23 protein-coding genes and 1 tRNA gene are annotated in these 24,474 nt (G+C 42.3%); 15 read left to right on the plus strand and 9 right to left on the minus strand.

Annotation, left to right across the window (positions count from 1 at the left end):
• Positions 1-366: 366 nt before the first annotated feature.
• Both H6G79_RS27145 and murI read left to right on the plus strand, forming a co-directional pair.
• The gene (locus tag H6G79_RS27145) at positions 367-2,220 is read left to right on the plus strand and encodes an N-acetylmuramoyl-L-alanine amidase (protein WP_190595080.1); all 1,854 of its coding nucleotides are present in this window, start codon (positions 367-369) and stop codon (positions 2,218-2,220) included.
• A gap of 231 nt (positions 2,221-2,451) precedes the next feature.
• The gene (murI, locus tag H6G79_RS27150) at positions 2,452-3,318 is read left to right on the plus strand and encodes a glutamate racemase (RefSeq protein WP_190595081.1); all 867 of its coding nucleotides are present in this window, start codon (positions 2,452-2,454) and stop codon (positions 3,316-3,318) included.
• A 153-nt stretch (positions 3,319-3,471) separates the two neighbouring features.
• Here the strand turns inward: murI and H6G79_RS37785 are convergent, their stop codons facing one another.
• A complete protein-coding gene (locus H6G79_RS37785) occupies positions 3,472-3,690 on the minus strand; it encodes a hypothetical protein (protein ID WP_242048568.1) in 219 nt (72 codons plus the stop codon).
• Positions 3,691-4,926: 1,236 nt separating this feature from the next.
• On the opposite strand from H6G79_RS37785, the gene sds reads away from it, so the two are divergent.
• Entirely contained in the window at positions 4,927-5,898 is a 972-nt protein-coding gene (gene sds / locus H6G79_RS27155) for a solanesyl diphosphate synthase (protein ID WP_190595082.1), read from the plus strand.
• A gap of 85 nt (positions 5,899-5,983) precedes the next feature.
• On the opposite strand, the gene H6G79_RS27160 is transcribed toward sds, so the two are convergent.
• Positions 5,984-6,466 carry a hypothetical protein gene (locus tag H6G79_RS27160; RefSeq protein ID WP_190595083.1) on the minus strand — a complete coding sequence of 161 codons (483 nt, stop codon included), beginning with the start codon at positions 6,464-6,466 and terminating at the stop codon, positions 5,984-5,986.
• A gap of 206 nt (positions 6,467-6,672) precedes the next feature.
• Between H6G79_RS27160 and hetZ the strand changes: the two genes are divergently transcribed.
• The 5 genes from hetZ to gmk all read left to right on the plus strand — a co-directional run bounded on the left by hetZ (position 6,673) and on the right by gmk (position 13,008).
• Complete coding sequence (gene hetZ / locus H6G79_RS27165; protein ID WP_190595084.1) at positions 6,673-7,878, plus strand: heterocyst differentiation protein HetZ; 1,206 nt, start codon at positions 6,673-6,675, stop codon at positions 7,876-7,878.
• Positions 7,871-8,854 (plus strand): PatU, encoded by a 984-nt coding sequence (locus tag H6G79_RS27170; protein ID WP_190595085.1) that lies wholly within the window; start codon positions 7,871-7,873, stop codon positions 8,852-8,854. The genes hetZ and H6G79_RS27170 overlap by 8 nt, the downstream gene beginning before the upstream one ends.
• Before the next feature lie 430 nt (positions 8,855-9,284).
• The gene (locus H6G79_RS27175; RefSeq protein ID WP_190595086.1) at positions 9,285-11,597 is read left to right on the plus strand and encodes a DUF3488 and DUF4129 domain-containing transglutaminase family protein; all 2,313 of its coding nucleotides are present in this window, start codon (positions 9,285-9,287) and stop codon (positions 11,595-11,597) included.
• A 377-nt stretch (positions 11,598-11,974) separates the two neighbouring features.
• Positions 11,975-12,241 carry an extracellular matrix/biofilm regulator RemA gene (gene remA, locus H6G79_RS27180; RefSeq protein ID WP_062296698.1) on the plus strand — a complete coding sequence of 89 codons (267 nt, stop codon included), beginning with the start codon at positions 11,975-11,977 and terminating at the stop codon, positions 12,239-12,241.
• A 167-nt stretch (positions 12,242-12,408) separates the two neighbouring features.
• Complete coding sequence (gene gmk, locus H6G79_RS27185) at positions 12,409-13,008, plus strand: guanylate kinase (protein ID WP_190595025.1); 600 nt, start codon at positions 12,409-12,411, stop codon at positions 13,006-13,008.
• 299 nt (positions 13,009-13,307) lie between these two features.
• Here the strand turns inward: gmk and H6G79_RS27190 are convergent, their stop codons facing one another.
• Genes H6G79_RS27190 through H6G79_RS27200 form a run of 3 tightly spaced genes read right to left on the minus strand, consistent with a single transcriptional unit; the run spans position 13,308 to position 14,567 of the window.
• Positions 13,308-13,826, minus strand: coding sequence for a photosystem I reaction center protein subunit XI (locus H6G79_RS27190; RefSeq protein ID WP_190595024.1), 519 nt, complete (start codon positions 13,824-13,826; stop codon positions 13,308-13,310).
• Positions 13,827-13,883: 57 nt separating this feature from the next.
• On the minus strand, positions 13,884-14,033 hold the full coding sequence (gene psaJ, locus H6G79_RS27195) for a photosystem I reaction center subunit IX (protein WP_190595023.1): 150 nt from the start codon (positions 14,031-14,033) through the stop codon (positions 13,884-13,886).
• A 39-nt stretch (positions 14,034-14,072) separates the two neighbouring features.
• On the minus strand, positions 14,073-14,567 hold the full coding sequence (locus tag H6G79_RS27200; RefSeq protein ID WP_190595022.1) for a Photosystem I reaction center subunit III: 495 nt from the start codon (positions 14,565-14,567) through the stop codon (positions 14,073-14,075).
• 176 nt (positions 14,568-14,743) lie between these two features.
• Here H6G79_RS27200 and tsaD point away from each other — a divergent pair, with 176 nt between their 5' ends.
• Positions 14,744-15,787, plus strand: a complete 1,044-nt coding sequence (gene tsaD, locus H6G79_RS27205; RefSeq protein ID WP_190595021.1) for a tRNA (adenosine(37)-N6)-threonylcarbamoyltransferase complex transferase subunit TsaD — start codon at positions 14,744-14,746, stop codon at positions 15,785-15,787.
• A 59-nt stretch (positions 15,788-15,846) separates the two neighbouring features.
• Here tsaD and H6G79_RS27210 read toward each other — a convergent pair whose 3' ends face one another.
• Both H6G79_RS27210 and H6G79_RS27215 read right to left on the minus strand, forming a co-directional pair.
• Positions 15,847-16,758 (minus strand): alpha/beta fold hydrolase, encoded by a 912-nt coding sequence (locus H6G79_RS27210; protein ID WP_190595020.1) that lies wholly within the window; start codon positions 16,756-16,758, stop codon positions 15,847-15,849.
• Positions 16,759-16,956: 198 nt separating this feature from the next.
• Complete coding sequence (locus H6G79_RS27215) at positions 16,957-17,676, minus strand: hypothetical protein (protein WP_062296711.1); 720 nt, start codon at positions 17,674-17,676, stop codon at positions 16,957-16,959.
• A 553-nt stretch (positions 17,677-18,229) separates the two neighbouring features.
• On the opposite strand from H6G79_RS27215, the gene H6G79_RS27220 reads away from it, so the two are divergent.
• The 6 genes from H6G79_RS27220 to H6G79_RS27245 all read left to right on the plus strand — a co-directional run bounded on the left by H6G79_RS27220 (position 18,230) and on the right by H6G79_RS27245 (position 23,340).
• Positions 18,230-18,772, plus strand: coding sequence for a GNAT family N-acetyltransferase (locus H6G79_RS27220; protein WP_190595019.1), 543 nt, complete (start codon positions 18,230-18,232; stop codon positions 18,770-18,772).
• 324 nt (positions 18,773-19,096) lie between these two features.
• Positions 19,097-19,170, plus strand: a tRNA-Pro gene (locus H6G79_RS27225).
• A gap of 794 nt (positions 19,171-19,964) precedes the next feature.
• Positions 19,965-20,780: a Tic22 family protein gene (locus H6G79_RS27230; RefSeq protein ID WP_190595018.1), complete on the plus strand. Its 816-nt coding sequence runs from the start codon at positions 19,965-19,967 to the stop codon at positions 20,778-20,780.
• A 3-nt stretch (positions 20,781-20,783) separates the two neighbouring features.
• The gene (gene prmC / locus H6G79_RS27235) at positions 20,784-21,707 is read left to right on the plus strand and encodes a peptide chain release factor N(5)-glutamine methyltransferase (RefSeq protein ID WP_190595017.1); all 924 of its coding nucleotides are present in this window, start codon (positions 20,784-20,786) and stop codon (positions 21,705-21,707) included.
• Between the two features lie 122 nt (positions 21,708-21,829).
• Positions 21,830-22,417, plus strand: coding sequence for an L-threonylcarbamoyladenylate synthase (locus H6G79_RS27240; protein WP_190595016.1), 588 nt, complete (start codon positions 21,830-21,832; stop codon positions 22,415-22,417).
• A 23-nt stretch (positions 22,418-22,440) separates the two neighbouring features.
• Positions 22,441-23,340, plus strand: coding sequence for a HAMP domain-containing sensor histidine kinase (locus H6G79_RS27245; RefSeq protein WP_190595015.1), 900 nt, complete (start codon positions 22,441-22,443; stop codon positions 23,338-23,340).
• 157 nt (positions 23,341-23,497) lie between these two features.
• Here the strand turns inward: H6G79_RS27245 and H6G79_RS27250 are convergent, their stop codons facing one another.
• The gene (locus tag H6G79_RS27250; RefSeq protein ID WP_190595014.1) at positions 23,498-23,959 is read right to left on the minus strand and encodes a GNAT family N-acetyltransferase; all 462 of its coding nucleotides are present in this window, start codon (positions 23,957-23,959) and stop codon (positions 23,498-23,500) included.
• Positions 23,960-24,081: 122 nt separating this feature from the next.
• Positions 24,082-24,474: a hypothetical protein gene (locus H6G79_RS27255; protein WP_190595013.1), complete on the minus strand. Its 393-nt coding sequence runs from the start codon at positions 24,472-24,474 to the stop codon at positions 24,082-24,084.

Raw genomic sequence — 24,474 nt, forward strand, 5'->3', positions numbered from 1 at the left:
AATTTTTTAGTACTAGTAGATACATTTACATATCGCTTTCTGCTCAAAATGCTAAATTAAATGTCACCAGATTTCCCGTAGCCATTTGATAGTAGCAATAACTTTTTGGGTACATTGATAATCAGCCATCAAACAACTCAAAACTAATTCCTACTGATTTTACGTATATTGACTGAAAGTATTTATTGTCTTGAGTGCCAGCAGATAATTACTGGCTGTTACAGAAGTTCTGATGAACAATGTCCACCATACAGACTTCTAACTTCTAGAGTTAAAACTAAGTTTGGCGGTGACGGTGTGAGGATTTACCAATAGATACGTGGACATATTGACTGCTTCTATGAACAGAAATTAGGAGAAATGACTGTGAAACTACACTGGTTACTCACCGGTACTATTGGAACAATCTTTTTACTATCGTCACCTGCTTTGGCAGCAAAGCTGGAATCTTGGCGCTTTGATGCTAGGCAAAACCGCTTAGAATTTAATACTTTGGGAGCGGTTCAACCCAAAGCCCAACTCATTTTCAATCCCACTCGCTTGGTAATCGATTTACCAGATACAGATTTTGGCAGACCACAATTAACACAACCTGTTGGTGGCGCAGTGCGTTCAATTCGGGTGGGACAATTTGACCCCCAAACAGCCAGAATTGTTGTCGAACTGGCTCCTGGTTATACTATTGACCCCCAAGCAATCAAATTTATTCCTACTAATGGTAGTCGTTGGTTAGTACAGTTACCGACACCAACCACCATACCCATTACTTCATCAGCAGATATTTCACTCCAGCCAGAACCCCAGCCTTTAGAAACAACACCTAATTCCAACTTTCCCTCCAGAAATATCTATTCTGTTGTCAAACCCGACCCAGTAACATCAAATACCAGACCCCTGGGTAACACTCTCGCGGCTGTAACTCAACTAGAAAGTTTGCGAGTCACCGGCGATGGTTTTTTTGTTCGGACTAACGGTGGTAATCCCCAGATTCAGGTAAATCGCAGTTCTGACAAACGCGCAGTTCATATCGATATTGCTGGTGCGTCTTTGTCTTCTGCTTTATCATCACAAGATTTATCGGTGAATCGTTATGGTGTGAGTCGGATTCAATTTTCTCAGTTACAAACCAGACAACCAACAGCCCGCATAACTTTGTATGTGGAACCCAATAGTCCCGACTGGCGAGCCAGTAATAGTAGCGTTGGCGGGTTTGTAATTATACCAAATCGGCTAGGGAAGTTACCAGGAAATAGCGATAGCAATGTCATTTCCCAAGTTAATGATTCACCCGCCATCATTCAAGCGGTGGAGTTAGCTGAGAATGGCACACAACTGTTAATTCGCTCTAACAGACCTGTATCTGCTAGGGGTGGCTGGGATCGATCCTCTGGTTTATTTCGGATTGCGATCGCCAATTCTCAATTAGCCCCCAGAGTTATCGGCCCTGCTTTAAATGCCAATAGTCCCATTTTGCGGGTACGTTTGCAACCCCAAGATGATTCTGTCAATATTTTGATTCAACCAGCTACGGGAGTCCAAATTGGGGAAGTCAACCAAGTTAGTAATCAGTTGTTGGCTGTACAGTTACAACGCACTCGCCCAGCTACACCACCAATAGGTTTTCCGCCTCTACCTCCAATTGACAATATCTCAGTAACACCGCCAAACCCAGTCCCCAAAGGTAAACTTATAGTAGTGATTGACCCTGGACATGGTGGTAAAGATTCTGGCGCTCCTGGTTTGGGCGGATTATTAGAAAAAGATGTGATTTTACCCATTGGTAAACGAGTCGCTGCAATTCTAGAGCGCAATGGTGTACAAGCAGTCCTCACCAGAGATGCTGACTTTTTTGTTGAACTTCAAGGAAGAGTAGATATTGCTGAACGCGCCAATGCAACTTTATTTGTGAGTATCCATGCTAATTCTGTAGATAATCGCCCTGATGTGAATGGCTTAGAAGTATATTACTACGATAGTGGTTATGCTTTAGCTGAAGTAGTTCGTAAAACTATTCTGGAAGATATTGGCACAATTAAAGACCGAGGCACACGCAAAGCGCGATTTTATGTCTTGCGAAAAAGTTCTATGCCCTCGATTTTAGTAGAAACAGGTTATATGACTGGTCGAGAAGATAATCCCCGCTTAGGTTCTCCAGAATATCAAAATCGGATGGCTGATGCGATCGCGCGTGGTATTCTCAAGTACTTACGCCAAAGGTAAGAATACAACCAATCTCAAAATATAGTACAAGTTTTTAATTAATGAGGTGATATTTGCAGAAGTTCAGCAGTCAGAATTAATCAGTAGAGGTCTTAAACCCGCTATTTGTAGAAAAATCTTTCACTTATTCTGACTTCTGACTCCTGAGTTCTATTTGCCAAACTAGTCAGTTCACAAATTGTCTGCTAAATTCTGTATTTTAATTGCTAAAACCTAAATCAATATCTGCCTGTGTATTCATCTTCCATTTTTGAAGGTAATCTTTACGATTTTTCTGATAAAGAACCTCAACGCGCCCCTATCGGGGTTTTTGACAGTGGTGTGGGTGGGTTAACGGTACTGCGACAAATTTACCGCCAACTACCAAACGAATCGATTATTTACTTTGGTGATACAGCGAGGCTACCTTACGGGATTCGTTCTCAAGCCGAAATTCTTCAGTTTGTGCGCGAAATTCTCTCTTGGATGGAGCAGCAAAAAGTCAAAATGGTAGTGATGGCTTGTAACACCAGTTCCGCCCTCGCTTTAGACATTGTTCGTCAAGAATTTAATCTACCAATTTTGGGCGTAATTCTCCCTGGCGCGAAGGCGGCGGTACAACAAGGTAAGCGCATTGGTGTAATTGCTACCCCAGCTACAGCTAAAAGTAATGCTTATAAGCAAGCAATTCTCGAAATTGACCCCGAAGTACAAGTTTGGCAAGTTGGCTGTCCAGAGTTTGTCCCACTGATTGAGCAGAATCGCATCAATGACCCTTACACTACTGAGGTAGCCCGTTCTTATTTAGAGCCTTTACTTCAGCAAGAAATTGATACTTTAGTCTACGGCTGTACTCATTATCCCCATTTAGCGCCAGTACTGCGATCGCTACTTCCCAGCTATGTCAAATTAGTTGACCCGGCTGTTCACGTTGTCGGTGCTTGTTCTCAAGATTTAGAGTTGCTGGGCTTAACTAATACTCACCCGCCATTACCAACGCGCTTTGTTGTTAGCGGTTCTCCCCAACAATTTGCTCAGTCCGCAGTCCAATGGCTAGGTCATACCCCATTGGTCGAAGTTGTAGATTTAAATAACACAGTTGTTTCCCAACTCTCATAAACCAAAATGAAGTATGAAACTTCAGAAATTTCATACTTCATATATAGGACTCATATTTGATTCCAGATAAAACTTCTTTCCTACTCCCCACTCTCTACTCCCTACTCCCTGTATACACAAGTAGATTTGGGAATCAAACCCTATTCCTATAATTCATGTGACTATTGACTCGTGACTGTTTACCACCTCAGTTACTTGTGAGGTTACAGATATCTCCTGCTGATGTTTCTCATGATTCTTGGATTTTGAGAAAGAATTCTGAGCAACAGATTTTTGACTACTGCGCTTTGCTAGTGCTAATAATAGATAAACAGTGAATAAATACCCAGCAGCTAAAATAAAAATCATCATAGGCATATTAGCGTAAATCATTGTTCTACCAACTTTTTTCCCCGAAAAATATCAATTTTCATCCCATACGTAGAACTTCAACCATGCAAGATCATTCTTGATGGTCGCAGTTTGCTATGCTAAATCTGCCGTAGAGTTATGAAGCTCTTCGGTCAATCAAGTTAACTATTTAATTGAAGTTATTTGCAGACAATAAATCCCACAACGGTAAATTTGCCAAATGGCATAATTAACCGCGCTCCTCAGCAGTTTACTTAGTCTGCATTATTGCTTTTCACACCTCTGTGGTAGGATATACCACGACTCCCAGCGCAAGCTGCAAGCCGAAAACGAAATCCTGTAAGGACATCGCTTCACTCCATCCCAAGAAGTTTATCTGCCACTACAGAATCACAAGAAATAAGTCTCTTGGTTTTATGCTGTTGGCAATTAGCTATTCTGGATTCAAAACAACGAGCAGGTAACGCCACCAAAAAGTGCTTTACCTCCACGCTGTCAATACCTGAAAAATTTAAAATCCCTACATTTTAGCGTAACACAATGAACCTGACTTTTAAGCCAAACTTGAGGCTAAATTTTGAATTTTTTAGCAGGTTAAATTCACGGATGCCACAAGTTTTTCTTTGATTAAAAATATTATTTTTGTCTTATTGGAGCATAAATCATCAAAACCTAACACCCTGTTAATGTAGTTATTATTACCCAGGTTTAGGGATGTTAAATATAAATTTATAGTAAAAATCAAAGATATTCCTCAAGAATAATGCTTACTGAATTAGCCGACTCAATTATTTAATTTTCTTATACTTGTATATATACTTAGCATACTGAAAAAGACATAAAATTCTGAGTCTAGAAAACATAAACCACTCATCGGGAATCGTCGCTAGAACCATTGATAAAAATTATGATTCTCACAAACTGACTTGTTATATTTCTTTACATCATCTACTCGTAGCAGCAGATAATTTTACGCTCAATACTTATTAAGTATAAGTTTGTATATTTAAACATGCTGTTAAGCAACCATGCTGTGATGCAGTTCTCAGATTTCTTTGGGAACTACAAAAATTTTTTTCATCAAGTTTAAGACCGCTAAAACAGCCTGTTTGCCTTGACAGTAGGGCAATAGCTGTGATTGTCATTTAACGAGAAAGCAAGTATTCTCTCAGCAAAACTTTGCGCTGGCACATGGTTATCTTAAAATGAGTATAGGATATGTAAACTTTCGTAACCTAAGCCAGAGTCCGGCCATCCATGACCCCAGCTACCTCCCTGTTTACCCCTGTGGAAGCAGATTTGCAAATACTAGCCGATAACCTGAAGCAGCTAGTTGGCAATCGCCATCCCATTCTTTTTGCCGCAGCCGAACATTTATTCGGAGCTGGGGGAAAGCGCATCCGACCAGCGATCGTCCTGCTGATATCGCGGGCGACAATGTTAGAAGAAGAAATCACCCAGCGTCACCGCCGTCTAGCCGAAATCACAGAAATGATTCACACGGCCAGCTTAGTGCATGACGATGTGGTAGATGAGTCACAGATGCGCCGTGGCGTAGCGACTGTTCACAGCTTGTTTGGCAATCGCATTGCTGTCCTCGCAGGAGACTTTCTCTTTGCTCAATCATCTTGGTACTTAGCAAATTTAGACAATTTAGAGGTAGTCAAACTCCTCTCCGAAGTCATTATGGATTTGGCGACTGGAGAAATCCAGCAAGGGATGAACCGCTTTGATAGCGGCTTGGCAATAGAAACTTACCTGCAAAAGAGCTATTACAAAACTGCTTCATTAATTGCTAACAGTGCCAAAGCCGCAGGATTACTGAGTGATGTTAGCCCAGAAATTGCCCAGCACCTGTATAACTATGGGCGGAATTTGGGTTTAGCGTTTCAGATAGTGGATGACATCTTAGATTTCACCAGTACTACAGACACTCTAGGTAAACCAGCAGGTTCTGATTTAAAAAGTGGTAACTTGACCGCACCTGTTTTATTCGCCCTAGAGGAAAAACCATATTTAGAAGTGCTGATTGAACGCCAGTTTGCCCAATCACAAGATTTAGAGCAGGCCTTGGCATTGATTCACGATAGTCAAGGCATACAGCAAGCGCGGGAATTAGCTGCCCATCACGCCAAATTGGCTGCTGAAGACATTGCGATTCTGCCCCCATCAGAATCACGCCAAGCCTTAATTGACATCACTGAATATGTGTTGAGTCGGCTTTATTAAAAATTTTTAATCATAAAGTTTTGATGTTGGAGTTGGGATTCAAAAAATTGGAGATGTATCCAAGGATTCCCAACTCCAATTTTTTTTAAGCAATATCTGGTGGTATTTTTCTGGAAGTTTTTTTGGGTTTGAGGCTTTGTTTTAGTTGTTTTTGAATGGTTTTTTCCAACTGGGAACGCTGCACTTCAAAAGTATGGGCTAATGTTCCAGGTGTTTCTAAAAAAACTATGCTATCTACGGGTGCTAGGGCAATTAATTGGAACAAAATATGGGTGACAGCAATGGGTGTGGCCACCACTTGAGGGTCTCGCCCAGCAGATGAAATTAGGGAAACATCCTGTATGGTAGAAAAAGCGTAAATCACCTGCTTCTCCAAACTTGGATCTGTACGGTGGCTCAATGTAGTTAAGACCCAGCTTCCCTCCTTTTGGAGAATATAGTACTGGGAGTGGCGTAATTGTTGAGCGATCGCACGAAAAGCAGGAGCAATTGCTGTAACAAGATGAGGTGAAATACCATCGCGGGGTGCATTGTCGATCAGCAATTGAATTTGTGTTTCTAAATCCATAATGACTTGTCAACGGCTTTTGGGTAATGGCAATCACAGCAGGTTAAAGTGTGAAAAATTCCCGCCAAGTTGGGAATAATAAAATCAGCTATATCCTGAATGCAGGATAGACCTGCGTTTAGCTTCAAGGCAAAACGCAAAAAGCCAATACCTACAGTCGTACAGGTTGTTTCTATATATGTTAGGGTCTTTTAAACACCGAGACTATGAATTCAGCCGCAACCGCAACTATTCCAACCGCAACTTTTCTGGGAGAACATACTATCGGCGTGGAGGTGATCTTTCAACTCCTGTACAAGGAGTTTCGGCAATCAACCAAAGCCTCAGAACAGAATTGCCATGATGTGGCAACACGTATTACTACCGAAGTATACAGAATTTGCAGCGAAAGTAAACGCATCCAAGCTTCCGGTGCAGTAGAAAGCTCCGCAATGACCCTAGCCAGACATCGGCTGCAACAATGTCTGAGATACTATCAGTTGGGTTCCAATAGAGGCAGAGTTGAATTACACAGTACTCTGAGCGCCATTATTTATCGTTACATTAATCCTCCCCAGAAGCAATTAAGCTATCAAGGGCGGCTGACTATCATAGAAGATTTTCTACAAAGTTTTTATCTAGAAGCATTAAACGCTTTCCGACGAGAGAATCAGTTGGGTACTACTTATCGTCCCCAAACTCTTTTGGAATTGGCAGAATACATGGCCTTTACCGAACGCTATGGTAAACGGCGCATTCCCTTACCTGGTCGTCAGCAACAATTAATTATTTTGCGGGCGCAGACTTTCTCTCAACAACAACCTCCCGAAACCAGCGTTGATATTGAACAAGCGGCGGAAGGTAGTTCTGGTGATGGTGATGGTTCTTGGGAAGAACCCGCAGTCCAGCAATTACGTTCTACAATGGCCACACAAGCAGAACCAGAACCTGAAGAAGATACTTTGCGTTCGGTTGTGATTACCGAGTTAATGAGTTATTTGGAGCAGAAACAACAATCTGATTGTGCTGATTATTTCTCTCTCCGACTTAAAGATTTATCCACACAAGAAATTGAGGCAATTTTAAATCTCACTCCGCGTCAGAGAGATTACTTACAACAACGCTTCAAGTATCATTTAATTAGGTTCGCTTTATTACACCGTTGGGAACTAGTACACGAATGGTTAGAAGCTTCTTTACACACAAATTTGGGGTTGACTCCCCAGCAATGGGAAGCCTACACCTCGCAGCTAGACGAGAAACAACGGTCTTTACTCGACTTAAAACAGCAAGGACAACCCGACGATAAAATTGCAAAAACTCTAGGGTTATCAATGGCACAACTGCAAAAACGCTGGTTTAAGGTTCTGGAACAAGCTTGGGAAATTCGTAACTCATTAGTGTCCGGATCAGGTGCATCTACTCATGAATAGTGACTCAGAATCCTTAAAAAACCAATTACTCACTTGGCTGTTAGCAGATGATGTTAACACCAGTGAGTCTAACCTGGTCGAGTTTAAGGAAATAGACGGGGTAGACAACTCTCTCCAACAAGCAGCCACTTTCGCCAGTGGCGATCTAGAGTTGGGAGGGATACCCCAAACCTTTAAACTGGGAGATATTCCTACTGTGCAAGACCGTTTCCAAGCCGTACTCAAGCGTCGTTTACAAACCGAAATCGAAAACCAACCTCCTTTGTTTCCTTGGGAAACACAATTAATGGAATATCCTGAGCGTTTGGAAGAGCGATCGCTCAGTTTAGTTCCTGCCTGGGGTTGGAAAGCACAACAATCTAAGCTGAATCTGCCAATTAATTTGCCAGAAACAGTTTTCCGCGAATTACTAGAAAAGTGCCAAACACTGTTAACTGCTTCACTGCCTTTGGGAGCTAAATTAGTTCAGGCAGTGGAAGACTTCTTCCCACAAGAATCTTCTTATGCACTGAATGATATTGCTGGTTTGGTACTCAGAAGTACTTATCGGTCTGCGGATGTTCTCGATCAAAAACTCAACATCGAGAGCGATTACCCAGATTTACAACCGCGTCAACAAATGGCATTGTCTTTAATGGCTGCCAAACAACTGCTAGAAAATTTAAGTCTGCCAGTGACACCAAACAGTCCAGTGGTAGAAAGACAATGGTTGACAAGTGAAGGTTTGTTGACTTTGCGGGTTGAATATCAATCTCGTGGCAAACACACTCAATTACGAGTTGAGGCTGATTTACCCACCAAAGGAATTGTGACATTGCGAGCTGATGGTACTTTGGCAATGGCTCAGTCTTCTAGTGCGGGCTGCTTGAATGTTGAGTTATCCTGTCAGGAATTTAACCCAACCTATACTTTAGAAGTTGAGTTTCCTGAAATAGACCAACAGCCTTTGTTATTTGTGATTAATCCTACAATCTAGTCCAGATCAAAGACATCTGAGAGATTAAGAAAATTATTGTGGTTTTGGAGCTTATCTTTTTTAATAAGCGATCATTAGGGCTTCTACGTTTTTTTAAACGATCATTAGGGCTAAAACTATGAGACTCCCAAAGAATGCTGAGGGGAGTTACTGCTATCTGAACCAGAATTTCGGCAGGTTATAGCAGAAGGCAGTGGTTCGGCTCCTTTCGACTGCGCTCAAGGCAAGTCGCTCACCAACCAGAGCTAAAAGCTTTGCTATGCCTGGTATTCGTGCTTTTTAAATTGCCTCACTTATACTTCGACTGCTATATAAGTTACAACTAGGTAGATAGTTTAACTTAGCCAATTTGAGATTTGCAATTTTAAATTGGTGATTGAACCGTCCAAAATCCAAAATTGTTTGACTGCATCTACACCTGACCTTGTAAATGTTTAACTTATCCAGGATTGATTGGTCTTCGCGTCTACCTATAGTTAATAGTTGGCGACAAAATATCCAGACTGCACCTGTAATGGTAGTGGAAGATTCGGTTCCTCTGCGGGTGCTAGTTTTTGGGTTAATTGTGATGGGAATTGTGGCGGTTGATATTGCCGCAGATACCAAATTTAGTTTTTGGGCTGTCCCTTTAAGTGTTGTCGGGGGAATTTGGAGTTACCGCTATCGCCGCAGCCAAAATATTCCCGTGAAGTTCTGCATCGCCATTGGGATGTTAGTGTCTTTGGGTGCGTTCTTTGGGCAAGTACTGGGAGAATTAAATGATACGCGGCTGGCTTTAGCAGAGTTATTAATTCAACTGCAAATACTCCATAGTTTTGATATGCCCAGACGCAAGGATTTGGGCTATTCAATTGTGATTGGTTTGATTTTGTTGGGTGTCGCGGCAACACTGAGTCAAACTTTGGCTTTTGCACCTGTATTATTGTTGTTTTTAGCGATCGCCTTACCAACTTTAGTCTTAAATTATCGTTCCCAAATCGGGTTAGATGAGTCAAAAGTTAAAAGGGAAAAGGCAAAAGAATCACAATTAAAATCATATTTACTTTTTTACTTTTTACTTTTTACTTTAATTGTGGGGCTAGGTTTAGGAATTTTTGCAGTTCTACCCCGGTTCCCTGGTTATCAATTACGGACATTTCCCGTTAGTTCGCCGATTGAAGTTAAGGGCAGTTTTACCGGACGCAGTATTATTAATCCTGGTTATGTGCGTCAAGGCAATTCTGAAAATCAAGGTAATGGTACAGAAAACAGTCAAAATGGTCAACCAGGAAAATTAAACGAGAGCTTTTATTATGGCTTTAATAGCCAAATGAATCAAAACCTGCGGGGAAGCATGACATCCAAGGTGGTGATGCGGGTGCGATCGCAGGTGGAAGGTTTTTGGCGGGTATTAGCATTTGATCGCTACACAGGTAAGGGTTGGGAAATTTCCCGCAATGATAATGTTACTACCCTCAAGCGATCGCCTTGGTCTTATCAAATTTATCTGTCTCCACCTCCCACCACCGCTAAAACCAGAGAAGTTGTACAAACCTATACAGTGGTAGCAGATTTGCCGAATTTGATTCCGGCAATGTCTTACCCCAAAGAAATTTACTTCCCCACCCCGATTATTGCAGTTGATCAGGAAAATGGACTGCGATCGCCAGTTGCTTTAGCGGAAGACTTGACTTACACAGTGATTTCCGAAGTACCTTACCGCGATCGAACTTTGTTAGGTAAAGCTACTACTAACTATCCAAAAAACATTACAAAATACTATTTGCAAATTCCACCAGAAATTTCACCCAAAGTCCGCCAATTAACTGAAGAAATTCTGGCGAATTACCATCGCAATAATGTATCTAAGGTGTCAAAAACTTTAGATGCAACTTATGAAAAGGTACTTTATCTAGCCCAATACCTCAAGCAAAATTATTCGATTCCCCAAAATCCCTTGGAGTTTCCTTATTTGGGAGACAAAGAAGATTTAGTAGAAGCTTTCTTATTTAAATATAAAGGCGGCTATCCAGACCATTTCTCAACTGTGTTAACAGTCATGCTGCGTTCGATTGGGATTCCCGCGCGGTTAGTGGCGGGGTTTGGTGCCGGCGAATTTAATCCGTTTACAGGAATGTATGTTGTGCGTAACACCGATGCTTACGCAATGACAGAAGTTTACTTTCCTAAATATGGTTGGTTTACCTTTGACCCCATTCCCAATCATCCCTTAATTCCCCCTTCTGTTGAAGACTCCCAAACCTTTAGCGTTTTGCGGCAATTCTGGAATTGGGTGGCTGGGTGGCTACCTTCCCCTGTGACGGGCTTCTTGAACACGTTCTTTGGGAAACTCTTGGGTTGGATATTTAAAGCGATCGCTTGGTTTTTTGCTTTATTCGCTCAAGGTTGGCTGGGTGTGTTAACTGGCTTAACTTTGGGAACTACAATTGCTTTCTTTGGCTGGCTGGGTTGGGTACAGTGGCGGAAGTGGTTAAAGAGTCGGTGGTTGAGTAAATTACCACCAATGGAAAGGCTTTATCAACAAATGCTGCAATGGACAGCCAGCAAAGGTCTAGGTAAGCATCCGTCACAAACACCCCTAGAATATGCCCAAGTGTCATATCAACATCATCCACCAGCCACAGCCCAAGTCATCGATGAAATTAGTCAGGCTTATGTGACTTGGCGCTATGGTGGGCAGACTCCCAACTTGCAACAATTACGCCAAAAATGGCAAGAAATCAAAAAAGGACACAAGAGGTAGGGGCGCAGGGTGCAGAGGGGAGAATCTTCTCCAATTCCTCCTTGTCCCCCTTGTCCCCCACACTCCCCACACCCCCCACACTTCCCACACCTCCCACACCCCCCACACCTCCCACACCCCCCACACCCCCCACACCTCCCACACTCCCCACACTCCCCACACCCCCCTCAACGGCCATAGATTACTTCCTCACAATTACGCATGTGCCTACGGGAGGATTTTCAGTATATTTCGCAAATAAACAGCTAAAAAAAGCATAGTTTGTCTAAAAACTAAAGAAAGCTAGATGTGATGCGTTGTAACTCCAGTTTTTTAGGGATAACATGGAAATAAAATCCTTACTGGATTCTCGTACCACATTTAGTCTCAGTTATTTTATGGACATTCAATTAATAAATATCGGTTTCGGCAACATTGTCTCAGCTAACAAAGTAGTTGCGATCGTCAGTCCAGAATCTGCGCCAATTAAGCGGATTATCACCGATGCGCGGGAAAAAAACCAGCTGATTGATGCAACTTATGGTCGTCGGACAAGGGCTGTAATTATCACCGATTCTAATCATGTCATCCTTTCCGCAATTCAACCCGAAACGGTAGCAAACCGATTCGTGATTTCCCGCGATCACCATACGGTAGATAATTAACCAAGGATAGTTGACAAACGACTATTCTGTTTGCACCATATCGGCAGTACTATGTGAATTAGACTGGTTTTCTGTCACCAGTGCTACAAATTCGTGAGTCGAGGTCAGCCTGACAACGAACTCCAATGCAAAAATCATGATTGTTGATTAATTCACAGGTTGAACGGATGATGCAAGTTTTACCCATCCAGACTAGTGCTACTACCACAGAATGCCCACCTACAGGCAAGTTAATTGTTTTAACTGGCCCTAGTGGAGTTGGCAAAGGCACCTTAATGCGATCGCTGTTGCAGCGTCATCCGCAACTGTATTATTCTGTATCCGTGACAACTCGTTCTCCTCGCCCCGGAGAAATTGATGGCAAAAATTATTACTTTATTAACCGTAGTAAATTTGAACAACTGGTTGCTCAAGGTGAATTTTTAGAGTGGGCGGAATTTGCGGGGAATTATTACGGTACTCCGCGAGAAACTGTAGTCAATCAAATTCAGTCTGGTAAGTTAGTAGTGCTGGAAATTGAGTTAGAAGGAGCAAGACAAATTCGCGCTTCCTTTCCTAATGCTCTCAGCATTTTTATTTTGCCGCCTTCTTTTGATGAATTAGAAAAACGGATACGTGGCCGTGGACAAGACTCTGAAGAAGCGATTTCCCGTCGCCTAGTCCGCGCCAAGGCGGAAATCGCGGCTGCTGATGAATTTGATATTCAAATTGTCAATGACGATTTTGAAACAGCACTTGCAGCGATCGAAGCCGCGATATTTGAATAATCACACACCAAGCATTTTTAGCACCAAATAATTAAGGACACATATTTCTATGTGTCCTTAAAATTTTTTGATGAATATCCATTTTTTGATAATGTAACTTCTAAAAAAACTAGCCTCTAGTATATATCGGCGGAAATAAACAGACATCTGGAATTGCTAAAAGGCTTGTGGTATCAATATTTTTTCTTTTGACTTTTGACTTTTGACTTTTTGTACTAGCCCCTAGCCCCGCATAGCTTGGCAAATGGTAATCAGTAATTAGAATTACTAATCACTAATTACCAATTACCAAAAACCAATTAGCCGATTAAGCCTTGAATGAGTGCAATATTGCTAGTTAGGAAGTAAGCAACTACTGCACCACCAATGCCACCAATTAAGAAAGCACTAGCAAAGTTGTTCCAGCCTTCTTTAGATAGGAAAGCATCTGGGGCTGAAGCGCCAGTTACACTGTTCAGGGCTTTGGGAGGATTGCTATTGGCATATAAAGATAAACCACCTGTCAGAAAAATTACTAGGGCGATCGCACCTAATAAGCCTGCTAGGTTAGCGTTTTCTGCACTACGCAGTGGGCCATATTTAGCGAAGGGGCCAAATATCCAGTAGCCATGTGCCATACCAACTTCTAGCCCACGTCTGAAAGGAGTTAAACCTAGACGATAAGCTGGCAGGTTATTGATGAACCACTTGATTGCGGGAGAAGAATTAACAGGGGTTTCGAGATTACCCAACTGAGGATCACCACCTGCGGGAAACACGACTTCTCTGTTTCTCACATCGCTGGGTGAATTTTTAGATGCGTCTACTGCTTGCGCCATAATTCGATGTTCGCCTCTCAATTACATAAGCAACAGTTTAAAATTCCAATGCTTTGGTTATGGCAGTGGGTGGAACAGTAGGTCTGGGAAAAAGCGGTTAAACTCAATCAAAATGCCTGCTGTAATTGTCAGCCAGAGGGTGGCTGCCACTGGTGCTGTGGAAATAAATTTAATCAAATAGGATGATTGATCGCCTTTTTCAGCCATGTATTTAATCTCCAAAACAATGAATCAGTTAAGCAAAACCTAACGAGGAGAAACGGGGATCTCAGAATCTTTAGCAGCTAATTCGCCAGAAAGGAATTCTTTCAAAGCGGCTGCTGGCCAAGCAAAACCTGTGGCAATTAGGGGTAGTGCCAAAGCCAAATCGATTTGGATTTCTTTTTGTTCGGTGTCAGATTCTTTTCTAATTGCGATTAGGTAAGCACGACCTACCCAACCAATCCAGCCAGCAATGTAAAGAAAGAGAATGCTGGGAATCAAAAAGTCACCAGCGCGGTCTAGACGACCATCAACAATCAGGTGAGGATAGCCTTCAGGGCCACAGAGTGCTTGAGAGTAACGCTCAAATCTCTTTTGACCTGATTGGGGATCGGCAGTTGTATTTCGGGCATTTTTAGCTAGTGCTTGAAATGCGGGGTTGTCTTGGCAGGGTGTAAGATTAGCCCCTAGAGCTTTCGCTGGGGGAGCAAAATTGAACCAAAGACAAATCGCTAAAATCAAAGCAAACAATCGTCGCATGGAGTTGTTTCCTTTTATTACAAAAGAAAAAGTTTTTTGTACAAAACGAAGCGGCTTGTACATTCTTTATTTGGCTAACTAGCAAGTCATCATACTCTTGCCTGGGAACCGAGTAAAGTTTAAGTAAATAAAAGTTAAAGCTTCTCAAACAAATCGTTATTTTGTAGAACCCTCAGATGGCAACCGTTTTAGCAATCGAAACCAGTTGTGATGAAACTGCCGTCGCAATTGTTAACAATCGTCAAGTTCGCAGTAGTATTATTGCCTCCCAAATTCCAGTTCATCAGCAATATGGTGGAGTTGTCCCAGAGGTGGCATCACGCCAGCATTTAGAGACGATCAACCAAGCGATCGCCCAAGCTCTGGAACAGGCACAATTAGACTGGTCAAAAATCGATGGCATCGCTGCCACTTGCGCCCCTGGTTTGGTGGGAGCGTTATTGGTGGGGTTAACTGCTGCCAAAACTTTAGCGATCGTACACAATAAACCATTTTTGGGAGTCCATCACCTCGAAGGCCACATTTTTGCGACTTACTTGAGTGAGCCAACTTTAGATCCCCCTTTTCTTAGCTTACTGGTTTCAGGCGGACATACAAGCTTGATTTATGTTAAAGACTGTGGTAGCTACGAAACCCTGGGTGAAACCCGTGATGATGCGGCAGGGGAAGCCTTTGATAAGGTAGCACGCTTGTTAAATCTAGGTTATCCAGGTGGCCCTGTAATTGACAAGTTAGCACAGCAGGGCGATTCCCAAGCTTTTGCCTTACCAGAGGGCAAAGTTTCCTTACCGGGTGGCGGTTTTCATCGCTATGATGGCAGTTTTAGTGGCTTAAAGACAGCCGTACTCAGGTTAGTGCAGCAATTTGACAAAAATGGCGAGCAAGTGCCTGTGGCAGACTTAGCAGCCAGTTTTCAGGCAACTGTAGCCAAGGCACTCACCAAAAGAGCGATCGCTTGCGCCCTGGACTATGGACTCAATACCATTGCTGTAGGTGGTGGAGTAGCAGCAAATAGCGGCTTGAGACAGCACTTGCAAGCCGCCGCCAGTCAACATAACCTGCGTGTTTTATTCCCACCCCTGAAATTTTGTACCGATAACGCCGCCATGATTGCCTGCGCCGCATCTGACCATTTATCTCGCGGTCATATCTCACCCTTGACTTTGGGTGTAGAGTCGCGGTTATCGCTGGGTCAGGTGATGAAGTTGTATGAAGTGTAATGGTTATTTGTCCTTTGTCCTTGGTCATTTGTTCTTTATCCAAAACTCTTGACCATTGACTACTGATTACTGACAATTGCCCGAATATGGCTGGCAACAGCATCTGGTTGTTCTAACATAGCTAAATGTCCACAATTAGAAATTTCAATCACATTGTCACCACAGTATTGAAAAAGCCGATGAAAGCTGGCTAAATGGCGAACATATTTCGGTTCCATGACCTTATCATCGGCACCAGCCAAAAAATATACAGGCTGTTTTAATTGTGATACCAACTGCGGTAGGCGATTGACTTCTTCTTCGGTTGTGGAATCTAATAACGCTCCCAACGCCGCTTCTGGGTCAGCAACCACAAAATCTATCACCCTTTGACGCGCCCAGTAACGGTCTAGAGGGCGGGCTACACTGTCTCTAGTAAATAGCAAATCAATCAAAGGGATTTGAGATAGCCAGCGCGGACGAACTTGTAAAAATCTCTGACCTGCTGAACGAAATTTTTCAAAAGCTTCCTTGAGATAAATCCCACCACCAGCGTTGATACAGATTACACCTTGAACCACATCAGGTAGTAAAGCAGCTGCCCAAAGTGCGATCGTCCCGCCCAACGAATGCCCAATCAACCAAGCACTGGTAATATTTAGCTCTTGTAATAAAGCGGCTAAATCTTGGGCGTAAGCAGTTGGTGTATACAGAGAATCAAATTGGGAATTAGAACTATCCAGCAATTGGGATGTCAAACCAACAGTACTTTGTAAACGATTTACATCAATTTCAGCGTGAGATTGGGACTCACCAAAACCGCGTAAATCATAAGATAAACACTGTAAATCTACGGACAGACGGGAAATCACAGGTTGCCAGTACCCACGACTATTTAGCCAACCGTGGATAAATACTAAAGCATGGGGGCAAGCAGTGGGAGCCGTTAACTCGTATGCGTGTGGAACGCCTAAGATTTCTATGGTTGCCATATTTATATCGTACCCCCAAGCATGGGTACGACTAAATACAGAACAGAAAATGTAGGGAGGGATGAGGGGTTAGGGGCTAGAGACTGGAGGCTAGTACAGGTCGGTGTAAATAAACAGACTATCTGGAATTGCTAAAATGCTTGTGCTATCGTTATTTTTCTTTTTGCCTTTTGCCTTTTGCCTTTTTGTACTAGCGAATTATTTCCCCAACAAACGCTGTCGGACTCCTTCGGCAATTTTATGTCCGAGATATTCAGGAATTAAGCTTTCGTTTGGCCCCAACAAATAGAGAATCAGCCGCGTGCGTCCTCGCCAAACCAACAAATTCGCGTTAACTACTAGCAAATCTTCTTGCCAGATAGCGTACATCACTTTGTAAAACAATCCTGGTTGGTTATCTGCTTCAATCACCAAAGCCGGCAGATGAAATACAGGATCGACATAAAACTCAGTCTGTACTTGTTCTAAGCCAGCATCTAAATTAAATTCTACTGCCAGCATTTCTTCGACTTCAAAGCGCCCTCCTAAAGCCTCTCGAATTGCCCGACAGACATTTTCTGCGGTTTTCTCTGTCAAAGCTTTGCTACCGCGAGAGACTAAAAGTTTGATGAAAACTAACATTGGTGGTCGAATTTGACCGTACAGACTCAGACCGTGAATGGTCAAGCCATAAGCTGCCAGCACACCAAAAATATCACTGAGGAGAAAGGATTGGTTACGGTAGGCAAAATGCAGCGCACTTTTACTACCTTCCGGCTTCAACTCGATAACGGCACGTCTGGTTTTATATAGACGGTAAGCTAATCGAAGATTTTGCAGTTGAATCTCACTGCTGACAAATTGCTCATAAAACTGGGGGAACGCTCGGTTAAAGCGTTTTAGGAGTTCCAGTGTCGAAGATTTTAAACCAGAAGCCATTGTTGGGGGTAAGACTCGCTTGCTGTTTTCACCTGGGGGCTGTGGACTAGGGACTGGGTGCTAGTAATAAACATTATTCCCAACAACCAGTAGTTAATACCGATATTCACATAACAGAAGGCAGGAGGCAGGAGGACGACACTTTGCTCAAGTCGAGCCAGCGCGTTGCGGAGGTTCCCTCCGTTGTAGCGACTGGCGTGGGCAACCCGCCCACGCCAGTGTCTCCAGAAGGCAGAAGTCAGGAGGAAAAGTCTGATGATTCCTGGCATTCAAGCTTTCCAATTGTCCTAACACATCTGACACCGCCATATATACAATTGACTCTCAAAACTTTGCCTTTTGGGGAATTTTCCCTGGACTTTACAACAAAATGCTAAAGTTGAAAATGATTGGTACAAAACACGCGATTAAAAGCTGTTGCCATTAAATGATCCCAACAAAATCTGAAAAACTCAGGGTGTAGGGTAAAAGATGGCACTGACTTGATAAAACGTGTATCATCTCTTTAAAAGAGTGGTAGCCAATTCAGTTATACTACCCGAACCACGTTGGCATGGGTTTTTGGAAAACTTGGTTTAGTACTCCTGAATCTGTAACGGCAAATAGAGCAACTTCCTTTGAAGAACATACAGGGGAAATTGGTAACTCTAGTGCTAATAGTGATGCGGCGCGAAACGCGGAACGCATTGTTTTCAGCACAGAGAGAGATATTGACTTGTATGAATTAGAAGAACTGTGTGATGCAGTTGGTTGGTCGCGTCGTCCTTTGCGAAAAGTAAAAAAAGCCATAGAGCATAGTTTTCTCGTCGCCTCGATGTGGCAAGTACGAGGAAACCAACGTCGGCTTATTGGTTTTGCCCGCGCTACCTCAGATCATGCTTTTAATGCCACGATTTGGGATGTAGTAGTTCATCCAGACTTTCAAGGTAAAGGGCTGGGTAAAGCTTTGATGAAATACGTACTCAAAAAACTCAGAAGCGAAGAAATCAGTAATGTGACTCTCTTTGCTGATCCCCATGTAGTTGATTTCTATAGGGGTATGGGTTTTATGACTGACCCTGAAGGCATTAAGGGAATGTTTTGGTATCCTCACTAAAATATTGTGGCTAGAGGCTAGTACAATAAAGCAAAAGTAAAAAGGCAAAAGAAATAGTCATATCACAAGCCTTTTAGCAATTTCTTATTGTCTGCTTATTTCCGCAAACCTGTACTAAGGGCTAGAGTTTAGAGACTAGTATTTTTACTCAACACTTTCCACATAGCACTTTTTCAGAGTGTCTTAATACATAACCTTTGACTATAAATTCAGGTGAATGGTTGGCAAATAGATGTTAAGCCTGCTATGATGGTAAAGGTTGTGTGTTAAGTTAAATGTCTGGTAATGCGAAAGGCAAAGTCAGTCACGCCCAACTAAAAAATCCGGGATGTAGCGCAGCTTGGTAGCGCGCCTGCTTTGGGAGCAGGATGCCGCAGGTTCAAATCCTGTCATCCCGACTGAAGTTTAATACTTTAAATTTGGGAATATCCTATCTATGTATTTATCCAGAGATAGGATATTTCTTTATATTTTTAAGTTGTCATTAGAATTTACTATCGTTGAAGTAGAAAATTTTTGTGGCAGTCGAATTGTGTACTAAGTTTAACAATTAGATTGTATAGGAATACGGTTTGATTCCTGAATCTAGTTGTGTAGAGGGATCAGGGAATGGGGAGTAGGGAGTAGGAAAGAAGCCTGATCTGGGTGTACTGATTTTTTTCCCAAATCAAATATGAGTCTTATAGATACTACAGAAAACGATAATTTAGTTTTTTTGGTTTGGTCAAAAGTCGAGGAATTATATTTTGAATAGTAAAATCAGCCGAGAGTAAGTCTAGGTATTGATTTAAGCAATGATATGGGCAATAAATAAATGGAACGAATTATTTTGCGATCGCGTCACTAGTTTTTGAGAAAGACAATAAAATGGCATTAATCATCTCAACGGTCAGCAAAAGTTTTCATTTTTTGAGAGCAGTCTATAATAGGCATCTATAATTCTTGTGCAGGAATCAGGCAAAGCCAAATAAAAAAATCAGGTTGCAGCACAATTGACTGCGACAAAAATAGCGTAGGAGTTCTCAAGAATTTAGAAATCTCCCATTTTGCGAGTTGATTGTGACCATTTAACAGCCATTATGGCGTTTTTACATCTCCAATGGATTGCTATATAACTAAAACAAGTTAGTGCTGTGCAAATCCAACCAATTAGTCTGACTTTAATTAAAAACCATTGACGCGAGGAGTAGTCATGAAAGCATTAGTTCGCTGGGGCGCAACATTGGGTTTAATCGGGAGTACTCTGTTAGGCACAGTTTTTGTCGGTAATGTCCCAGTGCTGGCATTGTCAGAACAACAAATCAAAGAAAAACTAGACTCAGTACCAGTGTATCTGATTACCAATGATAAAGGATTACCTTTGAGTCGTCCTTTACCAGAAAATCAAGATGGTAAAAAACTGGGTGGTTCAGTCACAGGCGTTTATCTCAGCCGTCAAGAGGCGCAGGCTTTTATTAATCAACTGCGGACGACCAACGCTAACGACCCCAAAATGGCAGAAATTGTCAAGAATCTCCAGGTGACAGCTGTACCGTTGGGAATTATTTATCAGCAGTTGCAAGAAACCAAAAATCAACCTAATCGTTTGGTATTTGCTTTTAAACCAGTAGATCAGGATGTCAAAGGCGCATTAGAATTATTGAACCAAAGCGGTCAGAAAGTCGAACAGTTTCGGAGTGTGCCGATTTTTGCGGTTCGCTTTGCACCAGATCAAGGTTATGTACCCATTAAACTGACAAACGACAAAGAACAAGTCGTACCGTTGTTTGTGAGTAAGCAAGATGCTCAAGGTTTGTTAAACCAAGTCAAACCAAAATATCCCAAGGCGGATATTCAGGTTATAGACATAGATGGCGTAATCAAGACTTTACAAGATAAGAACGAAGATTGGCTCAAGCAAGTGGTATTAGTGCCTTCTCAAGAATCCAGAGAGTATATTCGGACTTTACCCAAAAATTCGGGAAACAGTGGGAATAATAATGCCCAGCCTGCAAAGCCAAAACGTTAAAGCATGGCAGATCAACAGCCACAGGTAGTTTCTGGGTTACAACTTTGGCAGTGGCGTAAGCAAGCAATTCAAGCTGCGATCGCTGCTGCTGTACCCCCATTAGAAGTTGATTGGCTGCTGCAAGAAATCGCTGGTTTAGACCGTTTGTCCCTGCGTTTAGAATCTTTCAAAGACTGGGCGGAAGTAACCATCGCCATGTCTTTGAGAGATTTAGAACAGCTTTGGCAGAAACGATTGCGCGATCGCTTACCAGTGCAGTACATCGCGGGTGTGACACCTTGGCGAAATTTTAAACTGGCGGTGTCGAGTGCGGTGTTAATTCCTCGACCAGAGACAGAGTGCATCATTGATTTAGCCATAGCGGCGATCGCCCAAAATCAGGCTGTCAAGTCATTGGATCAAGGGCATTGGGTAGACTTGGGGACTGGGAGTGGTGCGATCGCTATTGGGTTGGCGGATGGGTTGCCAAACGCTACGATTCATGCCGTTGATTACAGCAACGCCGCCTTAGAAATTGCCCAAACCAACGCCAAAAATCTGGGATTTGCCGACCGGATTCATTTTTATCAAGGTTCTTGGTGGGAACCATTAACCACTCTCAAAGGCCAAATCAGTGGAATGGTTTCTAATCCGCCCTATATCCCGACGGAAACGGTGGCTACCCTAGAACCAGAAGTCAAGCAGCATGAACCACATTTGGCATTAGATGGTGGTGCGGATGGTTTAGATGATATTCGTCATTTAATTGAAGTCTCCCCCAGTTATTTACGCCCTGGTGGCGTGTGGCTGATTGAAATGATGGCGGGACAAGCGGGTGCAGTGCGAGAACTTCTGCAAAATCAAGGTAGCTATAGCGATATTCAAATCCACTCTGATTTAGAAGGAGTTGAACGTTTTGCTTTAGCGTATATAGGGAACAGGGGATAGGTGACAGGTAACAGATAGGGGTGAAAGGTTTTGGATATATACATCCCTACACCTTGACAGGAGTTATGAGTGAAAATACAAAAATTACGTATTTTCATTCATAACTTCTGACATTGGTAAATATGCCTCAAGTTGCTCTAGAAGATTTGATTGCAGGCGCACAGGCTGGCTGTTTAGTGAGTTTTCCGACTGATACTGTACCAGCACTGGCGACTTTGCCAGAGAAAGCTGCCTTAATTTTTGCCGCCAAGCAGCGCAGTCAGGATAAACCTTTGATTTTGATGGGTGCTAAGGCTGAGGATTTATGGCCTTATGTCAAGGGTGGCGAACATGAATATGAAATTTGGCAACAAGTAGTAAATAAATATTGGCCGGGAGGGTTAACGTTAGTATTGCCAGCGAGCGATCGCTTGCCCAAAGAAATGAACCCGACTGACCCAACTACAGTTGGTATTCGAGTCCCAAATAGTGCGATCGCGCGTTCTATTTTGGCAAAAACAGGCCCTTTAGCAACAACCAGTGCCAACTTTTCTGGACAGCCACCTTTACAAACGATGGCAGAAATTACGAGGCAATTTCCTGATGCGTTAACCTTAGAGACGAAAGGACTTATTGAGGAAATTTCTGGGGTTGGTGTACCTTCCACTGTTGCTAAGTGGACAGGAGAAAACTGGCAAATTTTGCGTCAAGGAAGCATCACACTGGATTAATCAGAATAATAATTGCCATATTTATGAATTGGAGCAACTGGGCATATCTCGGAGTCGGACTCATCTTAGGAATCGGTTTTCGTTGGTTATTTGCTAAGTCAGCAAACACTAGTCCTAACATATCGCCAGTAATATCAGAATCACAAGAAACTGTGTCACAACTGCGGCAAGAAATCAAACAAACGCAGTTGGCTTATCAAATGGCGCAGGAAATGAGTCAATTTAAAGCGGGTTTTTTAGCACGTACTACCCATGAATTGCGATCGCCACTCAATAGTGTGATTAGCTTGCATCAATTAATTTTGTCAGACTTATGTGAAAATCCCGCAGAAGAACGAGAATTTATCGCCCAAGCTCACGAAAAGGCTCTGAAATTGCTGCATTTGATGGATGAAATTCTCAGCGTTTCTCGAACCGAATACGGTACAAATAAATTAGATATTCAGCCCCGATGTTTAGACACAGTTTTTCAAGAAGTTAAAGACTTAACTTATATGCTGGCGGCGAATCGGAATTTTTTGTTGCAGATGTCACCCATAGATCCAGAAGTTCATGTGTTGGCAGATCATCGCTGGTTGCGCCAAATTTTAGTTAATTTAGTAGACACTGCAATTACCCAAATGCAAGAGGGTAGTATTTGGGTTTCCGCCACAGTTTCAGATCATACTAATATGGCTCATATCTATTTAGATATTCCTGCCCATGCTTTACCTGAAAGTGAGCCGATAGATTTAATGAAACATAATAATGAGCCTTCTCAAACTAAAGATGAGAAGGTCAATCTTTCTCCAGGAATGAAATTATTACTCAATCAAACACTATTAGAAGTTATGGGAGCAAAACTAGAAATGCTTCCCCATTTAACAAGTCCAGAATCAACTGATTCACTAACTAGGGTACAAATTACCATTCCTGTAGCTTGAAAAAGTGCTGAGTGCTGAGTACTGAGTGCTGAGTAAAAAGCCTCTAGTACAGTTCGGTGGAAATAAAGATACCATTTCAAGTTAGTGAAAAGCTTGTGTTCTAAGCTTTTTGACTTTTGACTTTTGCCTTTTGCCTTGTTGTACTAGCCTCTAACCCCTATTCCTGAAACTGTAATTCTGCTGCGGAAAGGGAATTTAGCTGTTTGGATTGGTTATGTAGCACCATAGTTGTGCTGCTGTTGGGTATAAAACCCATTTTTGTATAGAATCCTTGTTGGTGAGTGGTCATTAAATATACTCGCTCTACCAATTTCATTCGGGGATGGTTCAAAACTGTTGTGATTAATTTGCTACCTAGCCCAGTGCCTTGGTAGTCTGGGTGAATGACTACATCCCAGATTGTGGCGCGATAGATACCATCAGAAGTTGCTCTAGCAAAGCCAACGAGTTTTGTATCATCCCATAAAGAAATTACTGGCTTGCTGTTGGTAACAGCGATATTTAAATCCTCAATACTACGTCCTTTTGCCCAAAAAGCTGCAAGATTAAATAATTCTTGGAGTTGGTAAAGGTCGATGTCAGAATGGCGATCGCTAAATTTAATCTGAGGATGGTTCATGTGTAGCAACTCAATTGCACCAATAAGTATGTTTGCTTTTATTTAGTCATATTGTGCAGAAAATTTCTCCATAGGCATAGTGAAATGCAACCATATACAAATTTATTTAACCATTCTCAGACTTACTCACAAATGAACTTCCACAGAGGATGACTAGGCCCTTGCTGGCGGATGCGACAAACTTGTTTTTCTAGGCGTTCTTTTTCTGGCTGTGGTAGTCCCATTAAAATATTACGGCTTTGCCAAACTAAAACAGAAACAGTCATAGCAATACAAAAACTTAAACCCAAGGTAGACAGGGGATGATAGATGAGTCCATATCGCACTGCTACCCAGGTAAAGTATTGTTGCCACAGGGCAATTTCTGAGCGTAAATTCCACAGACTCACAGGTGCAATCAACAGCCATAAAAATGTCACAAATAACCATCTGCCATACACTGTCAGCTGATGTAGTTTCTGAACTTGTTTAGCAAAAGATGGGTCATTAATTGATGGTTGTTCTGATTGATCCAT

Origin of the sequence: Anabaena sp. FACHB-83 (assembly GCF_014697485.1) — a bacterium.
In the GTDB taxonomy this organism is placed as follows: Bacteria; Cyanobacteriota; Cyanobacteriia; order Cyanobacteriales; family Nostocaceae; genus Nostoc_B.